The following is a 20669-nucleotide window of genomic DNA, read 5'->3' as shown; positions in this document are numbered from 1 at the left end:
TCCAGTGGATCTGGAACCTGGCCGGCATGCTGTGTGATCGGTTCGCATGTCGTCGACGCCCGACGGCGGCTAGGCGGTCTGATCGGAGTGTACCAGCAGCACTCCGCCGCACGCGAATGCGGCCCCTATCATGCTTGCTGTGGCTGGAATCTCGCCAAAGAACAGCCAGGCAATCAGAAATGTGAGCGGGCCAATGAGCAGTAAGGATGCGGAAGCTTTTGACACGGGAAGCTTACTCAGTGCATGTCCCCAAAGAGCGTAGGCTAATGCGCCCGGGCCCACGGCCAGAAAGGCAATCGTGAAGATATGGCGGGTTGGGATCTGACGGCTGATTGCAAGAAGATTCGGTGAGAAGCAGAGCATGGCAAGCGCACCGGCGGCAAAGCTGACCGCTGTGACTCCGAGCGAATCGTAGCGTTTCATGACAGGCTTCTGGGCAACTGTTCCAATGCCGAAAATGAGGGCTGCCAGAAGCAGTAGTCCGACCCCAAAATTCAACTGGAGTTTTCCTTGTGACTCGCCGAGGGCGATGATCGCCGCTCCGGCAAAAGCGATGCCGAGCCCGGTCCAGGTGCGCCAGTTCGCGCGGTGATTCAGCAGGAAGACCGAGAAGACGGTGGCAAAAATTGGCATCGTATCCACCAGTACGCTCGCCGGTCCTGAGGCTACGGTACGGATGCCGTGGGTGGATAAGAGTTGGTACGCCGTCACACAGCAGAAGCCACTGCCCGCTGTGAGCCAGAAATCGCGACCTCGGGGGAGGGTCTTGCCTTTGACTGCCCACCAGGCAAAAAGGAGAACAGCCGCAGCCGTAAAGCGAAGAGCCAGGAGTGCCTCAATCGGGACTTCGCCTAACATCGCCCGCACGAGCGGAAAAGTCAGTGACCAAAGAACCAAAGCAATCGACAGGGATACCAAAGCGCCTCGATGGGCCATGACGACAGAGTAGCAGATTGGATACATGTATACAATATCCATTCGATACACTAGGGACAATGCCTGCCAAAGCTGTCTCCCAACTGAGATATCGCACCGCACCCGAAGTGGTTGCCGAGTACATTCGCGATGCGATTTATCGCAATGAGCTTCGCCCCGGCCAGCAATTACAGCAGGAAGAGTTAGCAACAAAATTCGGCATCAGCCGCATTCCGGTGCGCGATGCGCTGCGCCAGTTGCAAGGGGAAGGGCTCGTCGACCTGTATCCCAACCGGGGCGCTTTTGTCTCAAATCCTGGTGTGGAGGAACTGCGGGAAGTATTCGGGTTGCGAATCCTGCTCGAAACCTATGCGCTCCGTCTTGCGGTACCTAACTTCACTCGTCCCGAACTGGAATTATGTGCCAGCTTACTTGCGCAACTGGAGAGTGTGGCAAACCGGGCGGATTGGTCGCGCATTGATCAGGATTTTCATGCTGCGCTCTATGTACCGTGCCGTCAGGCAAGGACGATGAGTCTGATTGAAAATTTACGCGGAAGCGTCAATCGCTTCTATTATCTGTATCTGTCGCCGGAGAGCTATGGGCCCGATTGCTTAAAAGAACATCGGCAAATTTTAAAGGCTTGTCAGAAAAGAGATGCGGAGGGTGCAGTGGCGGCACTGGAGAAGCATTTGAAGAATGCGTTGAAGGAAGTGGAGCAGGTGAGTGGCGGAGAACTCCTGCGCAAAGTCTGAGAAGATTTCCGGCGCAGCCGCACTAGTATCTGCATGGGATGGATGTTATGTGGACTACTGGTGCTTTTTAGTATGGCTGCGCCAGATGTGGATTCGGTTGGTTCCGTACAGCGTGTCGTGATCGAAACGACAAATGTCGATGGACTGGCTGCAGGAACCTCAGGTTTGGTGCGGCTGCCGCAAGAAGAGTGGCTGAGCTTCTATTTTGGGCGTTACACATTACGTGTCGAGAACCGGAAGATTAGCCGGTTAGCTTATCTCGGCAAGACAGGCACTCTTTATGTGGAGTTCCTCGACAACGGCGATAGCCGGTTCATCTCATTTCGCTTCATGGATCCAGACCCAAGAGATTCAGAGCGTGTTTTAGCTTCTATTTCCCGGGTGCGGCGATCATCGCCTCGATAACTTTGTCACTGATGCCAGCCGCGCGCAGTTTGACAAGTTCGTCTGTACTTGTATTGAAGGAGCAGTCCGTACTCTTGATCTTGGCAATCAAGATCTCGTCTGAAAAATTTGCAGTCTTCATCGCGAGCAGATCGGCGTTTGAAAACCGTCCTTTTGATGCAACCGGCTCAGCGGGCTCAACCGGATCTTTGATGCCTAATCGAGTTCGGTCTAGCGTGATGTTCCCGTTTACATAAGCCGTGATTTCTGTTCCCTTGGGGATGCTGATATCTTTACCTTTGACAAATAGGAATAGGGGTGCAGCTGGGAAGAAGACGATGGAGGTTGCTACAATTGCGCCCGTCATTTTTCCGGCGTTCGATCCCCCCTTCATCTCCTTGACTGCACGGAGTGCAACTTTCTCTCCGGATGCAAGCTTCAAATAATCAATATTGATATTTAGCTTTCCTGCACGGCCCATGCGCCGTTTCGACTCTGCCTCTGTGACCGTTGCAATTGCCACACTCCCCTTGGGCGCAACGATGACTCCACCAACTTTTAATTCATCGAGCAACTCAAAGTCCACCAAGTCTCCCACCTTGGCATCTTCAGAAGAGATTGTTCTCATGAGCCTCAATCGAGCCGGAGTCGAATCGTCGATCTGCAGGGTTTGCGCGAACAGAGTAGCGGTGGTGATCAGTGTCAATAATATACGTTGGTGGTGGCGAGCGGTCATGTGAGTAAGTATCGGTATCCTAGCTTGGGCTTGTTAGAGTGTAAAGCAAAGAAACCCACTGTGGCCAGTGGTCTTTTCTGATTCTGGAAAGAACTTCTGTTCCGTAGCAGATCTGGGGATGCCAAGCAATGTGCTGTTCAATTTATAATCTTTTTTAGCATTTTGCCGCCCATTAAGAGAATCAATCGCCCGCTTATTGTCCATTCCACTGTGGCCTGGAGGCTTGGCGCATGAGCTGCTTACAGTAAACGGAAGCTCGTTGCAGATTTTCAGACTCGGCCCGAGCAACTTGCCAGTGGCTCGGCGATCGAGTTTGAGGTGTATCAGGAATGGCGGCAATTGGGTGCACTGACCAATCGGGTGTCGGCACTGTCTCTCGATGGACGGCGCTCGGCCCCCTCGCTACTAGGAGATGCTCGAGCTCCAGTGTTTGTCCGCCTCCAGACTCCACGCTGGTGGACTGCCATGTGGAAACCCTGCCTGGTGCACGGCAGGATCGCGGTCTCTGCTCGATCCGCTGACGGGCGTCCCATCCAGTGCGAGACAGAACGGACGAATCGTGATGGGGATGTCCGGGAGTCGATTGAGTCGAAATCCATCTCCACGACAATCCCGGAAGTTGCTGCTTTTCTCGACGGGTGTCCTCTGGAAAAGCGAAACGTCTTGCGCGTTTTCCTGGTTGGCTTCCTCAATAAGTCGCTGTATTCGCGCAGAGTTGCGTTACTTCCTTTGAGGAAGCAGATGGAACGCAATCTCCGCTTTTGTCTGGAAAGCGATGGCCTTCCCATTTCGGGTTGCTGGCCGGAAGCGCCACTTTTGCAGCGCCCGAATTGCGCTCTGGTCTAGTCCTGGATCGAGTGAGCGAATGATCCGAATATCTTGCGCTACTCCTGCAACGCTCACCTCAAACCCGAGGACAACGGAACCCTCAATGGCGCCTGAACTCGCGTCCGGCGAGTAGGATGGGGCCACTTTCGATACAAGCACGGGAGGCATGATTTTCGCATCCTGTGCGTATCCCGTAGCAGAAAGACTCATCAGAAGGCTTAGGACCAAGGTGCGCAATTTACGTTTCTCCCGAACCGGTATACCATCTCTCGAGCAATAGAAAGAGCCCGCCGTTGCCGGCGGGCTCTTTCAGGCTCATTGCTGAGACCGTTGTTTAGTAGTCCATCTCGGGACCGTGGCCGTGGCCACCGCCCGCGGGAGCAGCGGACTTCTTCTCGGGGATCTCGCAGATCATGGCTTCCGTGGTCAGCATGAGGCCGCTGATCGAGGAGCTGTTCTGCAGGGCCGAGCGGGTCACCTTGGCAGGATCGATGACGCCGGCAGCAACCAGGTCTTCAAAGTTGCCAGTGGCGGCGTTGAAGCCGTACTTGGCATCCGAATTGGCCTTGATCTTCTCGACGATCGTTGCGCCTTCGAAACCAGCGTTGCCAGAGATCTGACGCACCGGCTCTTCGCAAGCGCGCTTGATGATGGCCACGCCAATGGCTTCGTCACCATCGAGCTTCAGATCGTTCAGCGCAGCAGAAGCGCGCAGAAGTGCCACGCCGCCGCCGGCAACGATGCCTTCTTCGACGGCCGCACGGGTGGCGTGCAGAGCGTCTTCGACACGAGCCTTCTTTTCCTTCATTTCGGTTTCGGTGGCAGCGCCAACCTTGATCACGGCAACACCGCCGGCGAGCTTCGCCAGACGTTCCTGCAGCTTTTCACGGTCGTAGTCCGAAGTTGTTTCTTCGATCTGGGCGCGGAGCTGCTTGATGCGGCCCTCGATGCCCTTCTGCTCACCAGCGCCATCAATGATGGTGGTGTTGTCTTTGTCGATCACGATGCGCTTGGCGCGGCCGAGATCGCTGAGCTGGACGCCCTCGAGCTTGATGCCCGTTTCTTCCATGATGGCCTGGCCACCGGTGAGGATACCGATGTCCTCGAGCATCGCCTTGCGGCGATCGCCGAAGCCAGGAGCCTTCACTGCAGCAACGTTCAGAGTGCCACGGAGCTTGTTCACGACGAGAGTGGCGAGCGCTTCGCCTTCCACTTCTTCCGCGATGATCACGAGCGGGCTGCCGGAGCGGGCAATCTGCTCGAGCAACGGAAGGAGGTCCTTCATGTTGCTGATCTTCTTCTCGTGGATCAGGATGTAGGGGTTCTCCATCACCGCTTCCATGCGCTCCGGATCGGAGACAAAGTAGGGGCTCAGGTAACCACGGTCAAACTGCATGCCTTCGACGGTCTGCAGCTCGGTGTGCATCGTCTTGGACTCTTCCACCGTGATGACGCCGTCCTTGCCAACCTTCTTCATTGCTTCCGCAATGGTGTTGCCAATTTCGGTGTCGCCGTTGGCGGAGATGGTGCCAACCTGGGCGATCTTGTCGTCCGAGGTCACCTTCACAGCCTGCTTTTCGATTTCCTTGACGACGAGCTCGACAGCCTTGTCGATGCCGCGCTTCAGAGCCATCGGGTTGGCGCCGGCAGCAACGTGCTTCACGCCTTCACGGAAGATGCTCTGAGCCAGGATGGTGGCGGTGGTGGTGCCGTCGCCAGCGATGTCGCTGGTCTTCGATGCCACTTCGCGTACCATCTGGGCGCCCATGTTCTCGAGCGGATCACGGAGTTCGACTTCCTTGGCGACGGTGACGCCGTCCTTGGTGATCGTCGGTCCGCCGAACTTCTTCTCAAGCACCACGTTGCGACCACGGGGTCCGAGGGTTACTTTTACTGCGTCAGCCAACTGGTTGACACCGCGCAGGATCGCCTGGCGGCTATTTTCAGCGTATACAATCTGTTTTGCGGGCATGGTTCGATATTCCTCCTCAGGCTCTACTTCTCAAGGATGCCGAGGACTTCATCCTCACGCATGATCAGGTATTCATTGCTGTTCAGCTTGATGTCTGAACCGGAGTACTTGCCGAACAGGATGCGGTCGCCAGGCTTCACATCAAGTGCGATGACCTTGCCGTCTTCAAGGCGCTTGCCCTTACCAACAGCGACTACTTCGCCTTCCTGAGGCTTTTCTTTCGCAGAATCGGGAATGTACAAACCATTCACCATGTCTACGTCATTTTCCAAACGCTTGACCACAATTCGGTCGTATAGCGGACGGATGTTCATCGTGGACAACCTCCATCGATTGTTTTGAAGTTATAAGTGTCATCCGGAGATGCACTCACACACATAGAATTAGCACAGTCGATCGGCGACTGCTAAAAAAATAACGCAAGTCATTGATTTGAAACGAAAAATAGTTGTAGTTTTTGCGGGGTCTCAGGCAGGACGCAGAAAGGAAGAGAAGAAAATCTTAGTCCTTGGTGCTAAGATTTACAAATGCGTTTCCTCTTCTTCGCACTCCTCGCGGCTGCTTGCGCTCCGGCGCAACATGTCGCTGACCTGCTGACTGCAAAGATGCACGACCGCATCGTGGCGTATGATGCCCGCATGGATGGCGCTTTGGGTGTCGCCATCATCGATCTCACGACCGGCACTCAATGGAGCTATCACGGAAAGCTTGTGTTTCCGACCGCCAGTGCGATCAAGGTTCCGATTCTGATGGAGATCTTCCGGCTGCGGGAACTGGGCCAACTCCATTTCAATGAGAAGGTGACGCTGCAGCCTGCGGAGGCTGTCGGGGGCAGTGGAGTCTTGCAGGAGCGTCTGAGGAACGGTCCCATCACGCTTTCTGTGGAAGAGATTGTTCGTGAGATGATTGCGTCCTCTGACAATACAGCGACCAACTGGTGCATCCGGCGGGTCGGGATGGCCGGTGTCAACCACACCATGGCGCAGATGGGCTACCAGGGAACGAGATTGCAACGCATCATGATTGATCAGGCCGCTGCAACTCGCAACGAGGAAAATGTTTCCACTCCCGAAGACATGGCGGACATGCTGCGTGTGATCTATGAAGGCAAAGCTGTGAACGCAAAGGCGAGTGCTGAGATGATCGCGATGTTGAAGCTGGTAAAGGCAGGCATGCGCCGCGCGATTCCGCCTGCCATCGAAGTCGCATCGAAACCTGGCGAGCTGGTGGGCGTTCGGACGGAGACGGGGATTGTCTATCTGAAAGGGCGACCCTTCGTGCTTGCGGTGATGGGCACCTATTTGAATGAATCCGACTCCCCCATCGAAGCTGTGACAAAGATCGTCTTCGATTGCTTCCAGAAGCTTGCGGCAGGGAACATTTACGGCAATCTTGGCGTACGCTAGGGTACATGTCACTCCAAGGAAAGCGCATAGCCGTCCTCGTCGATCAGCTCTACCAGGAACTGGAAGTCTGGTATCCGTATTACCGCCTGAAAGAAGCTGGCGCAGAAGTTCATTTGGTGGGTGCTGAGGCAGGCAAGAACTATCCGAGCAAGGTTGGCTACCCGGCGATTGCTGAAAAGAGCTACACCGGTGTGCAGCCCAGCGAATACGATGGCGTCATCGCCCCCGGCGGCTTTGCTCCCGATTTTATTCGCCGCCATCCCGAGGCACTCCATTTTGTACATGAGATCGACAAGGCTGGCAAGCTGGTGGCCGCAATCTGCCACGGGCCCTGGGTCCTTTGTTCTTCCAATATGCTGCGCGGCCGCAAAGCCACCAGCTTCTTTGCGATCAAAGATGATGTGATCCATGCCGGCGCTGAATGGTCAGACGCCGAGGTGGTGGTGGACCGGAATCTGGTCACCTCCCGCAAACCCGATGACCTTCCCGCTTTCTGTATTGCCTGTATCGACGTGCTGAACCGTCAATAGGACGCAATGAACGAAAACATCATCGCCGTCAGAGGGCTCACCAAGAGTTACGGCGAGGTCCACGCCGTGCGAGGCGTGGACTTTGAGGTGAAGGCCGGAGAGGTGCTTGGTCTGCTCGGTCCGAATGGGGCAGGCAAGACCACGACGGTCGAGATTCTCGAAGGACTTCGCTCACGGAGCTCCGGGGATGTGCGGGTGCTCGACTTCGATCCCGGCTGTGATGCAAGAAAGCTGAAGGAACGCATCGGCGTCTGCCTGCAGGCGAATAACCTGCCGGAGAAGATGAAGGTCAGCGAGGCGCTCGACCTCTTTGCTGCCTTCTACGAGCGCACGCTCCCCAAGGCGAAGCTCCTCTCCCGGCTTCAGCTCGAAGAGAAGAAGGACGCGCTATACGGCACTCTTTCCGGTGGCCAAAAGCAGCGTGTCGCGATTGCGCTGGCACTGGTGAACGATCCGCAAGTCGTATTCTTCGACGAACCCACCACTGGCCTCGATCCACAGGTACGTCTCGAAATTCATAAGCTCATCGAAGAGCTGAAGCAGGACCAGCGCACCATCATTCTTACGACTCACTACATTGAAGAGGCCGAACGCCTTTGTGACCGCGTCGCGATCATTGACGAGGGCAAGATCATCGCTGTCGGAACTCCTCGTGAGATCCAATCGCGTACTCTCGGAACGACAAAGATCGAGATCCATCTCGAGACCCCGTTGGAGGGAATTGATGTTCCTTCGGGCATTGTCCTCAGTGAGACGCGGACCACTCTCACCGCCTCCAGCACCCACCCTGCCCGTACTGTCGTTGAACTCGTGAAATGGGTCGACCACCACGGCCTGGGGATGACGGATATCAGTTTGAAGAAGCCAACTCTCGAAGATGTCTTCATCGAGCTAACCGGCAAGAGGCTTCGGGACTAAGCACATGAAAGCGATTCTGGCGCACATCCTCTCGAACCTCCGCCTGACGATGCGCGAGCGTTCGGTATTCTTCTTCAACTACGCCTTCCCACTTGGCTTCTTCTTCCTCTTCGCCACGCTGAATAAAGCGAAGGAGTCCAACTCGATTGCTGCTGTGCTGACGAGCGTTCTGACCATCGGCTTGCTGGGCAATGGTTTCTTCGGTGGTGGTCTGCGCGCGGTGATGGAACGTGAGAACGGCATCCTGCGCCGTTTCAAGGTGGCTCCTCCCGGAGCCCTGCCGATTCTCATCAGCAGTCTGGTTGTGGGGGTGCTGCAATACTTTCCGGTCGTTCTCCTGATGACGGTGTTGAGTGTTGTCCAGTACGGCATGACATGGCCGGACAACTGGCTGAGCTTTTTTGTGTTTGTGATCATCGCGAATTTTGCGATGCGTAGCATGGGCGGCATCATCGCCTCGGTTGCCAACAGCATGGCGGAGAGCCAGATCATCATCCAGTGCCTATACTTCCCGATGATGCTGCTGAGCGGGGCTACCGTGCCGGTCACCTTTCTCCCGGAGTGGGTCCAAAGTCTGGTGCAGTTCATCCCCGCCACTCATATGGTGAGCGGTCTGCAGGGAATCCTGCTGCAACACGAGTCGCTTCTCCAGAATTGGAAGCCGGTCAGCGCCTTGCTCATCACCACCGTGGCCTGCACGCTGATCTCGCTGAAGATTTTCCGTTGGGAAAAAGGAGAGAAGCTCCCGGCACGGGCCAAGGCATGGGTGCTGGCGGTGCTTGCTCCTTTCTTCCTCATTGGCGCCTGGGATCTGCATAGCAAAGAGAATCTGACAAAGTCGAAGGCAATCGAACGCGAACTGGCCCGCAGCCAGACGATCCTCATCCGCGACGCACGTGTCATCACGGGCACGGGTACGGTGATCGAAGGCGGCAGTGTCCTGATTAAGCAGGGGAAAATTGTTGCCCTATACAATGGCACGGCGCCTGTAGCGAAGTCCCTAAATGCAATTGAGATCGAAGCTGCGGGCAAGACTCTGTTGCCCGGTTTGATCGATGTGCATATCCATCTCGGCTCGCCGGGTGGCTTCTATGACGATCCTAAGAAATACCAGGACCGGACACTGCCCGAAAAGCGTCTGAAAGCCTATCTCTACTCTGGGATCACCAGTGTCAAGAGTGCTGGCGACTGGATCGACTCGGTGATTCCGTTGCGCGATAAGGGCCGCCGCGGTGAAGCGCTGATGCCGGAGCTTTACGTCGTGGGTCCGCTCTTCACCGCTGCAGGGGGACATCCGGCGCAGATGCTGCAATCGATGCCGGAGTCTGCCCGGGCCTATGGCCAGAGTCAGTTTGTCCGCCTGCCGAAAACGCCTGACGAGGCACGCGCCATGCTTCGTGAACTCAAGGCGAAGAATGTGGATGCGATCAAAGCGGTTCTGGAAAGCGGTAGTGCCAACAATCCGATGCCGCGTCTGGATCTGAATGTCTTGAAGGCCATCTGTACAGAAGCCAAACTGCTCGGCTTGCCTGTGACGGTGCATACCAGCAAGGCGATTGACGTTCGCGATGCTTTTGAAGCGGGTGCGAATGGTGTCGAACACGGCAGCCCGAATGAAGCTCTGCCCGATGAGTTGTTGCGGAAGATGGCTGCTTCTGGTTTCTACTATGACCCCACAATGAGCGTCTTTGAAGGGGTACGCATGATGCTCGAAAAAGACTTCACCCGTCTCGACGACAGTTTGCTCCAGCAGGTAGTCCCGATGGACTTATTGAAATCGACGCGCCGCTTGGTGCTCGATCCGAAACTCACGGGACGATACCAGGAGTTCGCTCCTCGCATGAAGGAAGCACGAGAGAATCTGAAGCGTGTTTTCGACGCCGGAGTGACGCTGGTGACTGGCACGGATGCGGGCAACCCGCTGATCTTTCACGGCCCCACTGTGCAGGAAGAAGTCGAACTCTGGGTGGCCGCTGGCATTCCGGCGCACCAGGCGATTCTTGCTGCTACCAGAAATGCCGCCCAACTCCTGGGGCAGGGAAATCGCATCGGAACGATCGAGATGGGCAAGGATGCCAATCTTCTTCTTGTCGATGGGAATCCGCTGCAAGACCCCAAGAGCCTGAGCCGCATCTCCCTTGTCATGCTGAAGGGCGAACGCATCTCCCGTGCGGCTCTGCTCAAAGAAGACTAAGCTTCACTCATGAGCAATATCTGGAATTCGGGTGACTTTGCAAAGATCGCTCCTGCCGTGATGATCGTTGGAGAGTTGCTGTGTGATGCGGTGCCCACTTATGCCGGGCAACGGGTGCTCGATCTTGGGTGTGGTAGTGGGAACACTGCACTGGCCGCGGCACGGCGGCGGGCGCAGGTGTTCGGGTTGGATCCCATCCCGACCTTGCTCCAGCGCGCCCGGGAGCGTGCCGCTTTTGAAGGTCTCGAGATTGAGTTCACAGAAGGCAGTGCTGAAGTGCTGCCTTACGAAGCCGGCTCTTTCGATGTCGTGCTGAGCAGCTTTGGCATGATTTTTTGTGAGGACTGGAAGGCCGCGGTCGCCGAAGTGGCTCGTGTGTTGCGGCCCAATGGACATTTTGCGTTCACCAGTTGGACCGAAGGCAGCCTCAACGACCTGTTATTTGCAAAGTGCATCGCACAGCGTCCAGACTTGCAGTCCGTCAGCGTGGCGCGCGATTGGGGCAAGCTTGCCTCCATTCCGGCCATGCTGCGATCGCACTTTGGCTCTGTCCGCGTGACGCACCGCAAACTGCTGGCACGCGCTGCCTCGGTCGAGCAGTGGCTCGATGGAATGAAGAAGTTCCTCTCACCCGTCTATTTGGCCTATGAAGGGCTCAACGGGGCGGCTGCAGCGCAATTGGATGCAAAACTGATCGCCTTAGGCCAGCAACACAATCAAGCCCCGGAGCACGGCTTCTTTGCGCCTGTGCCCTATCTTGAGATCCACTGCCGTCCGCTAGCTGCGTAGATATTTCAGCGTCGCGAGCAGTTGGATGACAAAGCAGACTACCACGATGCCTGCCATGGCCAGCCCGGCAATGCTCCAGTAGCGCTCCTGACGGGCCTGCGCAAAGCGCGGATGCCCCACGATGTAAGCGGCGCCGAAGCCCCCGGCCAGACCGCCGAGATGCGCGAAGTTGTCGATCTGACTGATAAAGCTGGTCATCAGGAGAGAGATCACTGCGGTACCGATATAGGCCGATTTGATATAGCTCCCAAACGCGCCTCGCTGGTGGATGCCGAAGGCGATCATGGCCCCGACTAATCCAAAAATTCCTGCCGACGCGCCGACACTCAATGAGGGGGAGAACAGCGTTGAGGCCAAAAAGCCGAGCGTCGAACTCGCCAGGTAAATCACCAGCATTCGTCCCGCGCCAAAAGCCTCTTCCACTTGCGGTCCCAGATTGTATAAACTCCAACTGTTCATCCCAATGTGGATCAGGCTCGCATGAAGAAAGCCTGCCGTAACCAGTCGCCACCATTCGCCGTGAAAGATGTACCCAGGTTCTTTGGCGCCAAACAGGAAGAGGGTAACCCCATTCATACTCGAAAAGCCGCCGCCGTTGATGTTTTCCTGGTTGAAAATTGCCATGGCCATGTAGATGAACAGGTTCACAGCCAGAATGTAATTGGTGATCTGCCCATCCTGCGGCAACAGCCCGCTGATCACTCGCGCGGTATCGCTGTTTCCTTTGGGACGGGGTGCGAGTTCAAACTCACAATAGGGACATACGCGATCTGCACGGCTGATGAACGCGCGGCAGTTCGGACAAATGGGTCTGGGCTCCACACTTTGATTGTAAAGTGGGGTGGTACTGCATGAGTTGGAAGCGTCAGGAAATTGCGGAATTGATTCTTGCTCGCCTGCAAGAAGCAAAATGGGAGGCGCACCAGGAGTTTCGCTTGCCGCGCACGGTCAAGAGCTTCATTGTGGATGATCTGCTGCCGGCCGAACTGACCACGGCGATTCTCTCCGCTTTTCCTCCGGTCGAGAAGATGGTTCTCAAGCACCATCTCGGCGAACTCAAGTATGTCGGCGTACAAATGAACCACTACGCTCCGCTTTTGGAGGAGACCATTTATGCGTTTCAGGATCCCAGGGTGGTGCAATGCGTTGGCGAGATTTGCGGGCTCGACGATCTGATTCCCGATGAGCATCTCTATGCAGGAGGGATCAGCGCGATGGAGAAGGGGCATTATCTCAATCCCCATCTCGACAACTCCCACGATTTTGAACGGAAGCGCTATCGCGCGCTGAACCTGCTCTATTACGCCTCTCCTGGCTGGTGCCTTGAGAATGGCGGCAACCTCGAATTGTGGGACAGCGGCCCGAAAGGAAAGCCCCGGACGATCGAGAGCCGCTGCAATCGGCTGGCGGTGATGCAGACGGACAAGACCAGTTGGCACAGCGTCAGCGAGGTGCTTGCTGCAGGCACCCGCCGCTGTATTTCAAATTATTTTTTTACGATTAACCCGGTGGATGGCCAGAAGGATTATCATGTGACAAGCTTTCGAGGCCGGCCGGAAGAGAAGTTCAAGGACCTGTTGATGCAAGGGGATAATGCACTGCGGCAGGCCGTCAAGGAAACCTTAGGCGAGTCGGTATTTAAGAACAAGCATGTCTATAAGAAGGACTGAACCAGATTGCGCGAAGGGCGGAGAGCCCCGCAATTGTGTAAATTAGGAAGTTTGATGGCGTTGAACCCTCAGATCGCGAATTCGATCGTGGACATTGGCAAGCTGATGTACCAAAAGGGCTGGGTCGCGGCCAATGATGGCAACATCAGTGTTCGCCTCGACGCAGACCGGATCCTGTGCACTCCCACTGGCGTCAGCAAAGGCATGATGCGTCCCGAAGACATGCTGATTGTCGACCTGATGGGCCGTAAACTCGAAGGAGCGCGGGCCTGCACCACCGAGATCCAGATGCACTGCACGGTCTACCAGTTGCGCCCCGACGTCAACTCTGTGGTCCATGCCCACCCCCCCGTGTCGACGGGCTTTGCCGTAGCGGGCCGGGCTTTAAATCTGGCCATTCTGCCGGAAGCGGTTGTTACCCTGGGCACCGTGCCGTTGGCCGATTATGGTCTTCCTGGCACTCCCGAGTTGAGCCGCCAACTCGCTCCCTTTATTCCGAATCACGATGCGCTGCTGATGGCGAATCACGGGGTGGTTTGCTATGGCGAAACCCTGGAGAAGGCTTTTTTCCGCATGGAGACCGTGGAGCACCTGGCACGGATTTCGATGGTGGCTGAATTGTTAGGTGGACCTCGTCTTCTCCCGCGGCGCGAAGTGGACCGGCTCATGGCTGCTCGCTCACGCTACGGAATTCAATTCGCCGCTGGAGCGGAACCGGAGCCTCCGATTGCCGCGGAAGATATGATCGCCATGAAGCGTGAGGAACGCTTTGAGATCACTCGTGGCGAACTGGTCTCTTTGCTCGACGAAGTGCTGCGCGCTCGCGGCGTTCTGACGAGCTAAGCGGCTTCGATTGCTTCCAGATCCGTTTCGGGACCTCCCCGTTCGGGGCGCCGGCGCGTTTCGCGGAAGAAAATCACCAATAAAATCACTCCTCCCACCATCTTGATGCCCTCTAGTGTCGAGTAGGTGTTGTGGAATACCTTTACTTTCTGCCGCAATCCCAATTCCTTATCCTTGGCAATAAAGTCGAGGCTGCGCCCGTATCCAATAATCGATGGCGTCACCAGCAGATGCATTCCTGTCACCAGCAGGACCATGGTTAAGGACACAGCCAGGGTGAACTTCCCCTCTTTGGTCCCAAACAGCAGAATTCCAAACAGCAGCAACGCGATCACGATCTGCACAATTCCCCAAACTTCAAACAACGATCGATTGAATTCCGCTGCTTCGTGCCGGAACAGGATTTGCAAGCGATCCTGGCCGATTACCTTGATGTAGGACGCCATTTCCGGCTGCGGCAATACGAATAAATCATTGACGACACGGAAGTTATAGGCGGCGACAAAGGCCATGAAGAGACTGGCTCCCAGCCATGCGCCTAGCAGAGTGCAAATCAAGCGACGAGTGTTCATGAAAAGGCCTAGTGTATCGCGTCATAATGGGCGACATGCAAGGATCGGGAAAAGACTGGAACCGCCGCGAGTGGTTTGCATCGGCGCTGGCTGCCAGCGCAATGGCGGCTCCAACGAAGTTACCTCACAAGATTCGGATTGCCGTCATCGGACAGGACGGCCATTTAGGCGATATTCTGAGTCCTCTTCCGCAACTCCCTGATGTCGAGGTGGTTGCTTATAGCGACACCTCCGCGGCAGCACTCGCATCCTTGGGCAAGAAGATCAAAAATGATCAGGCAAGAGGCTTTCTTGACCAGCGCAAGATGCTCGACGAGAGCAAGCCGGACCTGGTTGCCGTTGTGAACGATGATGGAGCTCGCGCAGGAGCCGTGCTCGAAACCTTGCAACGCGGCATTCACTGCATTGCCGAGAAGCCGCTCGCGATCACCCGCAGCGATCTCGACAAGGTGAAGCGCGCCGCCCGCAACTCCAAGGGCAAGCTCAGCATGCTGCTGCCGCTACGCTTTGCGCCGCAGTTTCTAGCCATGCGGCAAGTCATCGATTCCGGTGAGATTGGCGACGTGTTGTTGCTAGGCGGGCAGAAGTCCTACAAGCGCGGAGCCTCGAGCGACTGGAAGAACAAGCGTTCCAGCTACGGCAGCACCATGCTCTGGATTGGCCCGCACCTGGTGGACCTCTTCTATTTCACTGGCCGCATCAAGATGACCGAGGCCTTCTGCTGGCAAACCAACGTGAAGGACCCCGCCTTGGGCGATCGGGAAAATGTCGTCGGCGGAGTCTTCCGCCTGGCCAACGGCGGCATCGCGGAACTGCGCATGGACTATCTACGTCCCGACATCGCGCCCACGCACGAGGACGATCGTCTGCGTGTTGCCGGCACCAAGGGCGTCGTCGAATACACGGCGGCCACGGGCGTGACGGTGATCTCAAACGACTCCAAACCGCGCCGCATCGACGCATTGCCGCCGGCCGGCAGCGTCTTTGTTGACTTCCTCGACACGATCTACAATGGCAAGCCGGGTGCGCTGACGGTGGAGGAAGTTTTCCACGTGAGCGATGTGATTCAGGCCGCGGATGACAGTTCTCGCAGCGGTCGTGCTGTAAAAGTTTGATCCCTGGAAAAAGTTCGATACGATCAATAACGGAGGGATGGCCGAGCGGTTTAAGGCACCGGTCTTGAAAACCGTCGTAGGGGAAACTCTACCGTGAGTTCGAATCTCACTCCCTCCGCCATGCTCAGTAGCATGATCCATTTTGCAGGCGAAGCTCTCATCCTGACCGGCACGCCGGGGGCTGGGAAAACGACGACCGCACAAGCCCTCGCAAGCAAGCCAGGGTCTCCGAAAGTGCATTTGCATTCCGACGACTTCTGGCGTTTCATCAAGCATGGCGCCGTGGCTCCCTATCTGCCCGAGGCGCACGAGCAGAACCGTGTTGTCGTCCATGTTCTGGCAAAAGTGACAGAAGAATATGCCAAGGGTGGCTATTTTGTCATTGTGGACGGCATCATCGGGCCTTGGTTCTTGCCGCCATTTCAGGCACTCACTGTACCGCTCCACTACATCGTGTTGCGTCCGTCGCTTGATGCCGCCCTCCAACGCTGTCGTGAACGAGGAGGCGATACGCTGGCGGATCCAGAACCGATCACCGCACTCCATCAGCAGCTCTCTTCTCTGGGAGATCTGGAGAAGCACGTGCTTCAGACAACGGGACAAAGTCGTGAGGAAACGTTGCGCAATGTGATTGGGGCCGTACAGAGTGGAGCCTTTCGCTTACCGGCTGGAAGCGCGTCCCTCAATTCATAGGAGATTGTCATCGCATGAACCCCACAGACGGATGGAGGGAATCCGCCCCCGCCTGGCTCACGGAAATCGGCTCAGAAGGCGATTACGCCCGCCAGTATATCCTCGACGCACCGATGCTCCAGCGCATCGAAGGCCGCAATTTCCAAACGGCTCTTGACCTCGGCTGTGGCGAAGGCCGCTTCTGCCGCATGATGCAGCAGCGCGGTCTCAAAACGATCGGCATCGATCCTACGGCCGCCTTCATCGAACGGGCCAGGGAACTCGATCCCCAGGGCGACTATCGCATCGAGGGTGCGGAAGGTCTCAGCGTTCCAGCACAGTCCTGCGATCTTGTCGTGAGCTACCTCTCGCTGATCGACATTCCTGATCTCCCGCTTGCCGTCGAAAAGCTCGTACGAACTCTCCGCCCCGGAGGCGTCTTTCTATTGGCAAACCTCACCAGTTTCAATACCGCCGCGGCACCGGACGGCTGGATTCTCGACCAGCACGGCCAGCGCCGTTTTGCGATGGACCGCTATCTCGAAGAGCGTTCTGTCTGGGTGGAATGGAGCGGCATCCGCGTGCAGAACTGGCACCGTCCGCTCTCCACCTACATGCAACTTTTCCTCGGACACGGCCTTCAGTTACAACACTTCGCGGAACCCACTCCCACAGGCGACAACGGCCATCGCAACGATCGTTACTGCCGTGCTCCCTGGTTTCACATCATGGAGTGGAAAAAGCCCGCCTGAAATGTCGAATGGCTTGTCTGTCGCGCGTCATCAGGGTGAAGCTGCGATTCTTCTGCAGCTCCCATACGATACGAAAGAGAAGGCAAGCAACATGAAATACGCATTACTCGTTCACCAGTCGCAAGAGATATTTGATCGCCGTGACGACGCCGCAACTCAGGCGGCCGGCCGGGCCTATGGAGCTGCTCTCCAGGCAGCTGGCATCTTCATCGGGGGCGCTGGACTCGAATCCCCACAAGCCGCTACCACCGTCTCTATCCGAGACGGCAAGCGTCAGGTGCACGACGGCCCCTACGCCGAAACCAAGGAGTTCCTCGCTGGCTTTGGCATCATCGAGGTTCCCGATCTCGACGTCGCTCTCGAGTGGGCCGCGCGCCATCCTGCGGCCTCCTTCGCCACCGTTGAGGTGCGGCCTCTGCTCGGCTCGCACTTCTCCGTAGGCAGCTAATGCAGCACGCCGCAACCAGAGAGGCAATCGAGTCGGCTGTGCGTCATTCGTATGGCCGCTTGATCGCCTATCTGGCGGCGCGCTCGGGGGATGTTGCCGCTGCCGAAGACGCGCTTGGCGACGCGCTCTTTACTGCTCTCGAGCGCTGGCCCATCGACGGTGTGCCGCAAAAGCCGGAAGCCTGGCTCCTGCACGCCGCACGCAACCGTACGATCGATCAGGCCCGCCGCCAACGCGTGCGCGACCACGCGCAGAAGGCTATCCAGCAGCTCAGCGAAGCCGCGCAGGACATCGCCGCCATGCAAGATGATTTTCCCGACGAACGCCTCAAGCTGCTCTTCGTTTGCGCGCATCCGGCGATCGACGCCGCGGCCCGTACGCCGCTGATGCTGCAGACGATTCTCGGCGTTGAGGCGGTGCGCATTGCCTCGGCCTTCCTGGTCTCGCCCGCCGCGATGAGTCAGCGCCTCGTGCGCGCCAAGAATAAGATCCGCAGTGCCGGGATTCCCTTTCGAGTGCCCGCTCTCCCCGAGTGGAACGAGCGTCTCTCCTTCGTTCTCGACGCGATCTACGCGGCCTACACCACCGGCTGGGATAGCCTGACAGAGGCCAGTGGCACGACGCAAGCTCTCACCGGCGAGGCGATCCATCTCGGGCGCGCGCTTGTCCAGGTTGTTCCCAACGAAGCCGAAGCCCTTGGCCTCCTGGCATTGATGCTGCACTGCGAGGCGCGGCGTCAGGCCCGCTACACACGCGATGGCGATTTCGTGCCGCTCGATGAGCAAGACAGTTCCCTCTGGTCCAAGCCCCTCATCGACGAAGCAGAACAACACCTGCGGCAGGCCTCCTCGTGGCCGCTACCAGTTGGAAGCGGCCATCCAATCCATCCACGCCAGCCGCGCGCGGAGCGGCCGCATCGACTGGAATGAGATCCTCCTGCTCTATGAAGGCCTCATTCGTATCACTCCTGGAATCGGCTCTCTCGTCGGACGGGCGGTTGCTTGGGCACAGACCGGGCAAGCGCTGCGCGGGCTCGCTGCACTTGACGCCATGCCCACGGAGCGGGTCGCTAGCTACCAGCCCTACTGGGCCGCGCGCGGCCATCTGCTGTTGCTTCTCGACCGCAATCGGGAAGCAAGCGAAGCTTTCATGCGGGCCGCGAGCCTCACCGATGACCCCGCCTTGCGAAAGCATCTTCTCAGCAAGCGACCCTAGCGTTACCATGGTGAATTCAGCGCCATGAAAGCTCTCCTCCTCTCCGAATACAAGCAACTGAACTATACCGATATGCCGGTGCCCACGATCGGCGCCGAGGATGTTCTGATCCAGGTGAAAGCCTGCGGCATCTGCGGTAGCGACATCCATGGTTGGGATGGCAGCACGGGCCGCCGTGTTCCTCCGCTTGTCATGGGGCATGAGGCTTCGGGCGAGATCACAGAAGTCGGCTCGGCGGTCAAAGGCTGGAAGGCAGGCGACCGCGTCACCTTCGATTCCACGGTCAGTTGCGGGCATTGCTACTTCTGCACGCGCGGTGAAATCAACCTCTGCGACAACCGGCAAGTGCTTGGCGTCAGTTGCAACGAGTTCCGCCGTCATGGCGCTTTTGCGGAATACGTCACCGTGCCGCAGAACATCCTGTACTCGCTGCCCGAAAGCTTTCCCTTCCATTACGCGGCGATGATCGAGGCCGTCTCGATTGCTGTCCACGCTGTCAATCTCACGCCGATTCCGCTGGGCTCTTCGGCGCTCGTTGTAGGCTCCGGCATGATCGGCCTCCTCGTCGTGCAGACGCTCCGTCTTGCCGGCTGCGGCCAGATTATCGCGGTTGATCTCGAAGACTCAAAGCTCGAGCTCGCCAAATCGCTCGGCGCAGACATCGGTCTCAACCCCAAGAAGACCGACGTCATCAAGGCCGTGCACGAACTCACCGGCGGCCGTGGCGCTGACGTTGCCATTGAAGTTGTCGGCGCCAGCAAGACCATCGAAACCGCCATCATGGGCGTCAAAAAGGGCGGCACGGTCACCCTGGTTGGCAACATCACGCCGAAGGTCGAGATTCCGCTGCAGGTGGTGGTCAGCCGCCAGATTCGTCTGCAAGGCTCGGCAGCCAGTTCCGGTGAATTCCCGCAGTGCATCGAGCTTCTGGCTCGCGGCGCGATCAAAGTGGACCCCATCATCAGTGCCCTTGCTCCGCTTGAAGACGGCGCAAAGTGGTTCGAGCGTTTGTATGCGAACGAACCAGGTCTGATGAAAGTTGTCTTGCAGCCGGGTCGCTAGTGTGCGACCCTAAACTTTAACTTCGAATGCCCATGGTCCGCAATAGCGAGCGCAAGGTGAGTCTCAAAGTCATGTTGAGAATCACGGCCATGGATGTCTGCTGTGGCCCTCCGTCGCTCCTTCAGTAGTCTTTTTCCAACTTACAATTGACACCCTGAAAGGAGAGCCTTCATGGCCTCTGCTTGCCTCTTATTTGAGGAAGAACTGCGGGGCGGAGCTAGCTTTGCGCATGTCCTCAAACGCGGCACTTCCCTCCGTATTACAGACCTGCACGGTGGCGCTAATGTCCCCATCACGCTTTTCAATTTCGAGTTGTTGGTCGAGCGATACAACATGGCCGACACTCTCAAACAACAACACACGGCCCACCTCACCCAAGGTCATTGCCTCTATTCCGACATGGGACGGGTTTTGTGCTCAATTACGAACGACACCGTCGGTTGGCACGATCCGATCGGAGCTTACTCCACTCGCGCCAGTGTCGCCAAGAAGTACGGCGCACACGACTATCAGGAGTTTCGCAACGACTGGTACACCAGCACGCGTGAGAACTTCCTGCGCGAGATCGGTAAGTTCGGCTTAAGCATCCGCGACTTACAATCTCACATCAATTTCTTCTCAAAACTACAAGTGGATCTCACAGGGAGCATGCACTTTGTCCCCGGCAACTCAAAGGCCGGCGATTCCGTAGAGCTTCGCTCCGAGATGAACACTCTCGTCATCATCGACACGAATCCTCACCCGCTCGATCCCAATCCGAACTACGAACCGAAGCCCGTCCATCTGAGCTTCCAGCGTGTCGACGCCCCTGCGGCTGACGACCAATGCCGGAACCTCTGCCCGGAGAACATCCGGGGCTTCATCAACTCGGAAAGATACTTCCTCTAAGGAGC

At 57.1% G+C, this 20669-nt stretch carries 24 protein-coding genes and 1 tRNA gene; 18 read left to right on the top strand and 7 right to left on the bottom strand.

The features are described from left to right. Positions 1–69: 69 nt before the first annotated feature. Entirely contained in the window at positions 70–963 is an 894-nt protein-coding gene (locus M017_RS0101190; protein ID WP_031495142.1) for a DMT family transporter, read from the bottom strand. 32 nt (positions 964–995) lie between these two features. On the opposite strand from M017_RS0101190, the gene M017_RS0101185 reads away from it, so the two are divergent. Continuing rightward, positions 996–1670, top strand: coding sequence for a GntR family transcriptional regulator (locus M017_RS0101185; protein WP_051669407.1), 675 nt, complete (start codon positions 996–998; stop codon positions 1668–1670). A gap of 33 nt (positions 1671–1703) precedes the next feature. Then, positions 1704–2075: a hypothetical protein gene (locus tag M017_RS29030; RefSeq protein ID WP_155121156.1), complete on the top strand. Its 372-nt coding sequence runs from the start codon at positions 1704–1706 to the stop codon at positions 2073–2075. Here M017_RS29030 and M017_RS29815 read toward each other — a convergent pair. The 4 genes from M017_RS29815 to M017_RS0101165 all read right to left on the bottom strand — a co-directional run bounded on the left by M017_RS29815 (position 2041) and on the right by M017_RS0101165 (position 5904). After that, positions 2041–2790 (bottom strand): hypothetical protein, encoded by a 750-nt coding sequence (locus M017_RS29815; RefSeq protein ID WP_202901598.1) that lies wholly within the window; start codon positions 2788–2790, stop codon positions 2041–2043. The two genes, M017_RS29030 and M017_RS29815, sit on opposite strands and share 35 nt — an antisense overlap. Positions 2791–3510: 720 nt before the next feature. Beyond that, positions 3511–3786, bottom strand: coding sequence for an energy transducer TonB (locus M017_RS30525; protein WP_162179799.1), 276 nt, complete (start codon positions 3784–3786; stop codon positions 3511–3513). Positions 3787–3952: 166 nt separating this feature from the next. Beyond that, positions 3953–5590, bottom strand: a complete 1638-nt coding sequence (gene groL, locus M017_RS0101170; RefSeq protein WP_031495136.1) for a chaperonin GroEL — start codon at positions 5588–5590, stop codon at positions 3953–3955. A gap of 23 nt (positions 5591–5613) precedes the next feature. Then, positions 5614–5904, bottom strand: coding sequence for a co-chaperone GroES (locus tag M017_RS0101165; protein WP_031495134.1), 291 nt, complete (start codon positions 5902–5904; stop codon positions 5614–5616). A gap of 213 nt (positions 5905–6117) precedes the next feature. On the opposite strand from M017_RS0101165, the gene M017_RS0101160 reads away from it, so the two are divergent. From M017_RS0101160 to M017_RS27255, 5 genes are read left to right on the top strand one after another with little or no spacing between them, the layout of a single operon-like run. Beyond that, entirely contained in the window at positions 6118–6996 is an 879-nt protein-coding gene (locus M017_RS0101160; RefSeq protein WP_031495132.1) for a serine hydrolase, read from the top strand. Between the two features lie 5 nt (positions 6997–7001). Further along, complete coding sequence (locus M017_RS0101155) at positions 7002–7526, top strand: type 1 glutamine amidotransferase domain-containing protein (RefSeq protein WP_031495130.1); 525 nt, start codon at positions 7002–7004, stop codon at positions 7524–7526. A 6-nt stretch (positions 7527–7532) separates the two neighbouring features. Further along, entirely contained in the window at positions 7533–8444 is a 912-nt protein-coding gene (locus M017_RS0101150; RefSeq protein ID WP_031495128.1) for an ABC transporter ATP-binding protein, read from the top strand. A gap of 4 nt (positions 8445–8448) precedes the next feature. Beyond that, complete coding sequence (locus M017_RS0101145; RefSeq protein WP_031495127.1) at positions 8449–10638, top strand: amidohydrolase family protein; 2190 nt, start codon at positions 8449–8451, stop codon at positions 10636–10638. Positions 10639–10647: 9 nt separating this feature from the next. Further along, positions 10648–11427: a class I SAM-dependent methyltransferase gene (locus M017_RS27255; RefSeq protein ID WP_051669405.1), complete on the top strand. Its 780-nt coding sequence runs from the start codon at positions 10648–10650 to the stop codon at positions 11425–11427. Here the strand turns inward: M017_RS27255 and M017_RS26110 are convergent. Continuing rightward, positions 11416–12249 carry a rhomboid family intramembrane serine protease gene (locus tag M017_RS26110; protein ID WP_155121154.1) on the bottom strand — a complete coding sequence of 278 codons (834 nt, stop codon included), beginning with the start codon at positions 12247–12249 and terminating at the stop codon, positions 11416–11418. The two genes, M017_RS27255 and M017_RS26110, sit on opposite strands and share 12 nt — an antisense overlap. A 29-nt stretch (positions 12250–12278) precedes the next feature. Here M017_RS26110 and M017_RS0101130 point away from each other — a divergent pair, with 29 nt between their 5' ends. Both M017_RS0101130 and M017_RS0101125 read left to right on the top strand, forming a co-directional pair. Next, positions 12279–13097 (top strand): 2OG-Fe(II) oxygenase, encoded by an 819-nt coding sequence (locus M017_RS0101130; protein ID WP_031495122.1) that lies wholly within the window; start codon positions 12279–12281, stop codon positions 13095–13097. A 54-nt stretch (positions 13098–13151) separates the two neighbouring features. Next, a complete protein-coding gene (locus M017_RS0101125) occupies positions 13152–13940 on the top strand; it encodes a class II aldolase/adducin family protein (protein ID WP_031495120.1) in 789 nt (262 codons plus the stop codon). Here M017_RS0101125 and M017_RS0101120 read toward each other — a convergent pair. Then, positions 13937–14512: a hypothetical protein gene (locus M017_RS0101120; RefSeq protein ID WP_031495119.1), complete on the bottom strand. Its 576-nt coding sequence runs from the start codon at positions 14510–14512 to the stop codon at positions 13937–13939. The two genes, M017_RS0101125 and M017_RS0101120, sit on opposite strands and share 4 nt — an antisense overlap. Positions 14513–14523: 11 nt before the next feature. On the opposite strand from M017_RS0101120, the gene M017_RS0101115 reads away from it, so the two are divergent. From M017_RS0101115 to M017_RS0101080, 9 genes are all read left to right on the top strand, one after another. Continuing rightward, positions 14524–15627 (top strand): Gfo/Idh/MocA family protein, encoded by a 1104-nt coding sequence (locus M017_RS0101115; protein WP_155121153.1) that lies wholly within the window; start codon positions 14524–14526, stop codon positions 15625–15627. A gap of 31 nt (positions 15628–15658) precedes the next feature. After that, positions 15659–15748: transfer RNA gene (locus tag M017_RS0101110), tRNA-Ser, on the top strand. An 11-nt stretch (positions 15749–15759) separates the two neighbouring features. Next, positions 15760–16320: an ATP-binding protein gene (locus M017_RS0101105; RefSeq protein ID WP_035957908.1), complete on the top strand. Its 561-nt coding sequence runs from the start codon at positions 15760–15762 to the stop codon at positions 16318–16320. A 14-nt stretch (positions 16321–16334) separates the two neighbouring features. Further along, positions 16335–17051, top strand: coding sequence for a class I SAM-dependent methyltransferase (locus tag M017_RS0101100; RefSeq protein ID WP_031495114.1), 717 nt, complete (start codon positions 16335–16337; stop codon positions 17049–17051). A gap of 91 nt (positions 17052–17142) precedes the next feature. Continuing rightward, positions 17143–17499 carry a YciI family protein gene (locus tag M017_RS0101095; RefSeq protein WP_031495112.1) on the top strand — a complete coding sequence of 119 codons (357 nt, stop codon included), beginning with the start codon at positions 17143–17145 and terminating at the stop codon, positions 17497–17499. After that, positions 17499–18428, top strand: coding sequence for an RNA polymerase sigma factor (locus M017_RS26105; protein WP_202901596.1), 930 nt, complete (start codon positions 17499–17501; stop codon positions 18426–18428). The genes M017_RS0101095 and M017_RS26105 overlap by 1 nt, the downstream gene beginning before the upstream one ends. Further along, complete coding sequence (locus M017_RS29810; protein ID WP_202901595.1) at positions 18364–18714, top strand: RNA polymerase sigma factor; 351 nt, start codon at positions 18364–18366, stop codon at positions 18712–18714. Before M017_RS26105 ends, M017_RS29810 begins: the two co-directional genes overlap by 65 nt. Positions 18715–18738: 24 nt before the next feature. Further along, positions 18739–19776: a zinc-dependent alcohol dehydrogenase gene (locus M017_RS0101085; protein ID WP_031495110.1), complete on the top strand. Its 1038-nt coding sequence runs from the start codon at positions 18739–18741 to the stop codon at positions 19774–19776. A gap of 171 nt (positions 19777–19947) precedes the next feature. Beyond that, entirely contained in the window at positions 19948–20664 is a 717-nt protein-coding gene (locus tag M017_RS0101080; protein ID WP_031495109.1) for an urea amidolyase associated protein UAAP1, read from the top strand. The last annotated feature ends 5 nt before the right edge of the window (positions 20665–20669 follow it).

It is taken from the genome of Bryobacter aggregatus MPL3, from assembly GCF_000702445.1.
In the GTDB taxonomy this organism is placed as follows: domain Bacteria; phylum Acidobacteriota; class Terriglobia; order Bryobacterales; family Bryobacteraceae; genus Bryobacter; species Bryobacter aggregatus.
The sequence above is the reverse complement of the archived record's forward strand: the minus strand, read 5'-3'. Positions and strand labels throughout refer to the sequence as shown.

Excerpts from the sequence above, each read along its gene's own strand:
- M017_RS0101190 (WP_031495142.1), bottom strand. The coding sequence starts at position 963 with ATGTATCCAATCTGCTACTCTGTCGTCATGGCCCATCGAGGCGCTTTG.
- M017_RS0101185 (WP_051669407.1), top strand. The coding sequence starts at position 996 with ATGCCTGCCAAAGCTGTCTCCCAACTGAGATATCGCACCGCACCCGAA.
- M017_RS29030 (WP_155121156.1), top strand. The coding sequence starts at position 1,704 with ATGGGATGGATGTTATGTGGACTACTGGTGCTTTTTAGTATGGCTGCG.
- M017_RS29815 (WP_202901598.1), bottom strand. The coding sequence starts at position 2,790 with ATGACCGCTCGCCACCACCAACGTATATTATTGACACTGATCACCACC.
- M017_RS30525 (WP_162179799.1), bottom strand. The coding sequence starts at position 3,786 with ATGCCTCCCGTGCTTGTATCGAAAGTGGCCCCATCCTACTCGCCGGAC.
- groL (WP_031495136.1), bottom strand. The coding sequence starts at position 5,590 with ATGCCCGCAAAACAGATTGTATACGCTGAAAATAGCCGCCAGGCGATC.
- M017_RS0101165 (WP_031495134.1), bottom strand. The coding sequence starts at position 5,904 with ATGAACATCCGTCCGCTATACGACCGAATTGTGGTCAAGCGTTTGGAA.
- M017_RS0101160 (WP_031495132.1), top strand. The coding sequence starts at position 6,118 with ATGCGTTTCCTCTTCTTCGCACTCCTCGCGGCTGCTTGCGCTCCGGCG.
- M017_RS0101155 (WP_031495130.1), top strand. The coding sequence starts at position 7,002 with ATGTCACTCCAAGGAAAGCGCATAGCCGTCCTCGTCGATCAGCTCTAC.
- M017_RS0101150 (WP_031495128.1), top strand. The coding sequence starts at position 7,533 with ATGAACGAAAACATCATCGCCGTCAGAGGGCTCACCAAGAGTTACGGC.
- M017_RS0101145 (WP_031495127.1), top strand. The coding sequence starts at position 8,449 with ATGAAAGCGATTCTGGCGCACATCCTCTCGAACCTCCGCCTGACGATG.
- M017_RS27255 (WP_051669405.1), top strand. The coding sequence starts at position 10,648 with ATGAGCAATATCTGGAATTCGGGTGACTTTGCAAAGATCGCTCCTGCC.
- M017_RS0101130 (WP_031495122.1), top strand. The coding sequence starts at position 12,279 with ATGAGTTGGAAGCGTCAGGAAATTGCGGAATTGATTCTTGCTCGCCTG.
- M017_RS0101125 (WP_031495120.1), top strand. The coding sequence starts at position 13,152 with ATGGCGTTGAACCCTCAGATCGCGAATTCGATCGTGGACATTGGCAAG.
- M017_RS0101120 (WP_031495119.1), bottom strand. The coding sequence starts at position 14,512 with ATGAACACTCGTCGCTTGATTTGCACTCTGCTAGGCGCATGGCTGGGA.
- M017_RS0101105 (WP_035957908.1), top strand. The coding sequence starts at position 15,760 with ATGATCCATTTTGCAGGCGAAGCTCTCATCCTGACCGGCACGCCGGGG.
- M017_RS0101100 (WP_031495114.1), top strand. The coding sequence starts at position 16,335 with ATGAACCCCACAGACGGATGGAGGGAATCCGCCCCCGCCTGGCTCACG.
- M017_RS0101095 (WP_031495112.1), top strand. The coding sequence starts at position 17,143 with ATGAAATACGCATTACTCGTTCACCAGTCGCAAGAGATATTTGATCGC.
- M017_RS26105 (WP_202901596.1), top strand. The coding sequence starts at position 17,499 with ATGCAGCACGCCGCAACCAGAGAGGCAATCGAGTCGGCTGTGCGTCAT.
- M017_RS0101085 (WP_031495110.1), top strand. The coding sequence starts at position 18,739 with ATGAAAGCTCTCCTCCTCTCCGAATACAAGCAACTGAACTATACCGAT.
- M017_RS0101080 (WP_031495109.1), top strand. The coding sequence starts at position 19,948 with ATGGCCTCTGCTTGCCTCTTATTTGAGGAAGAACTGCGGGGCGGAGCT.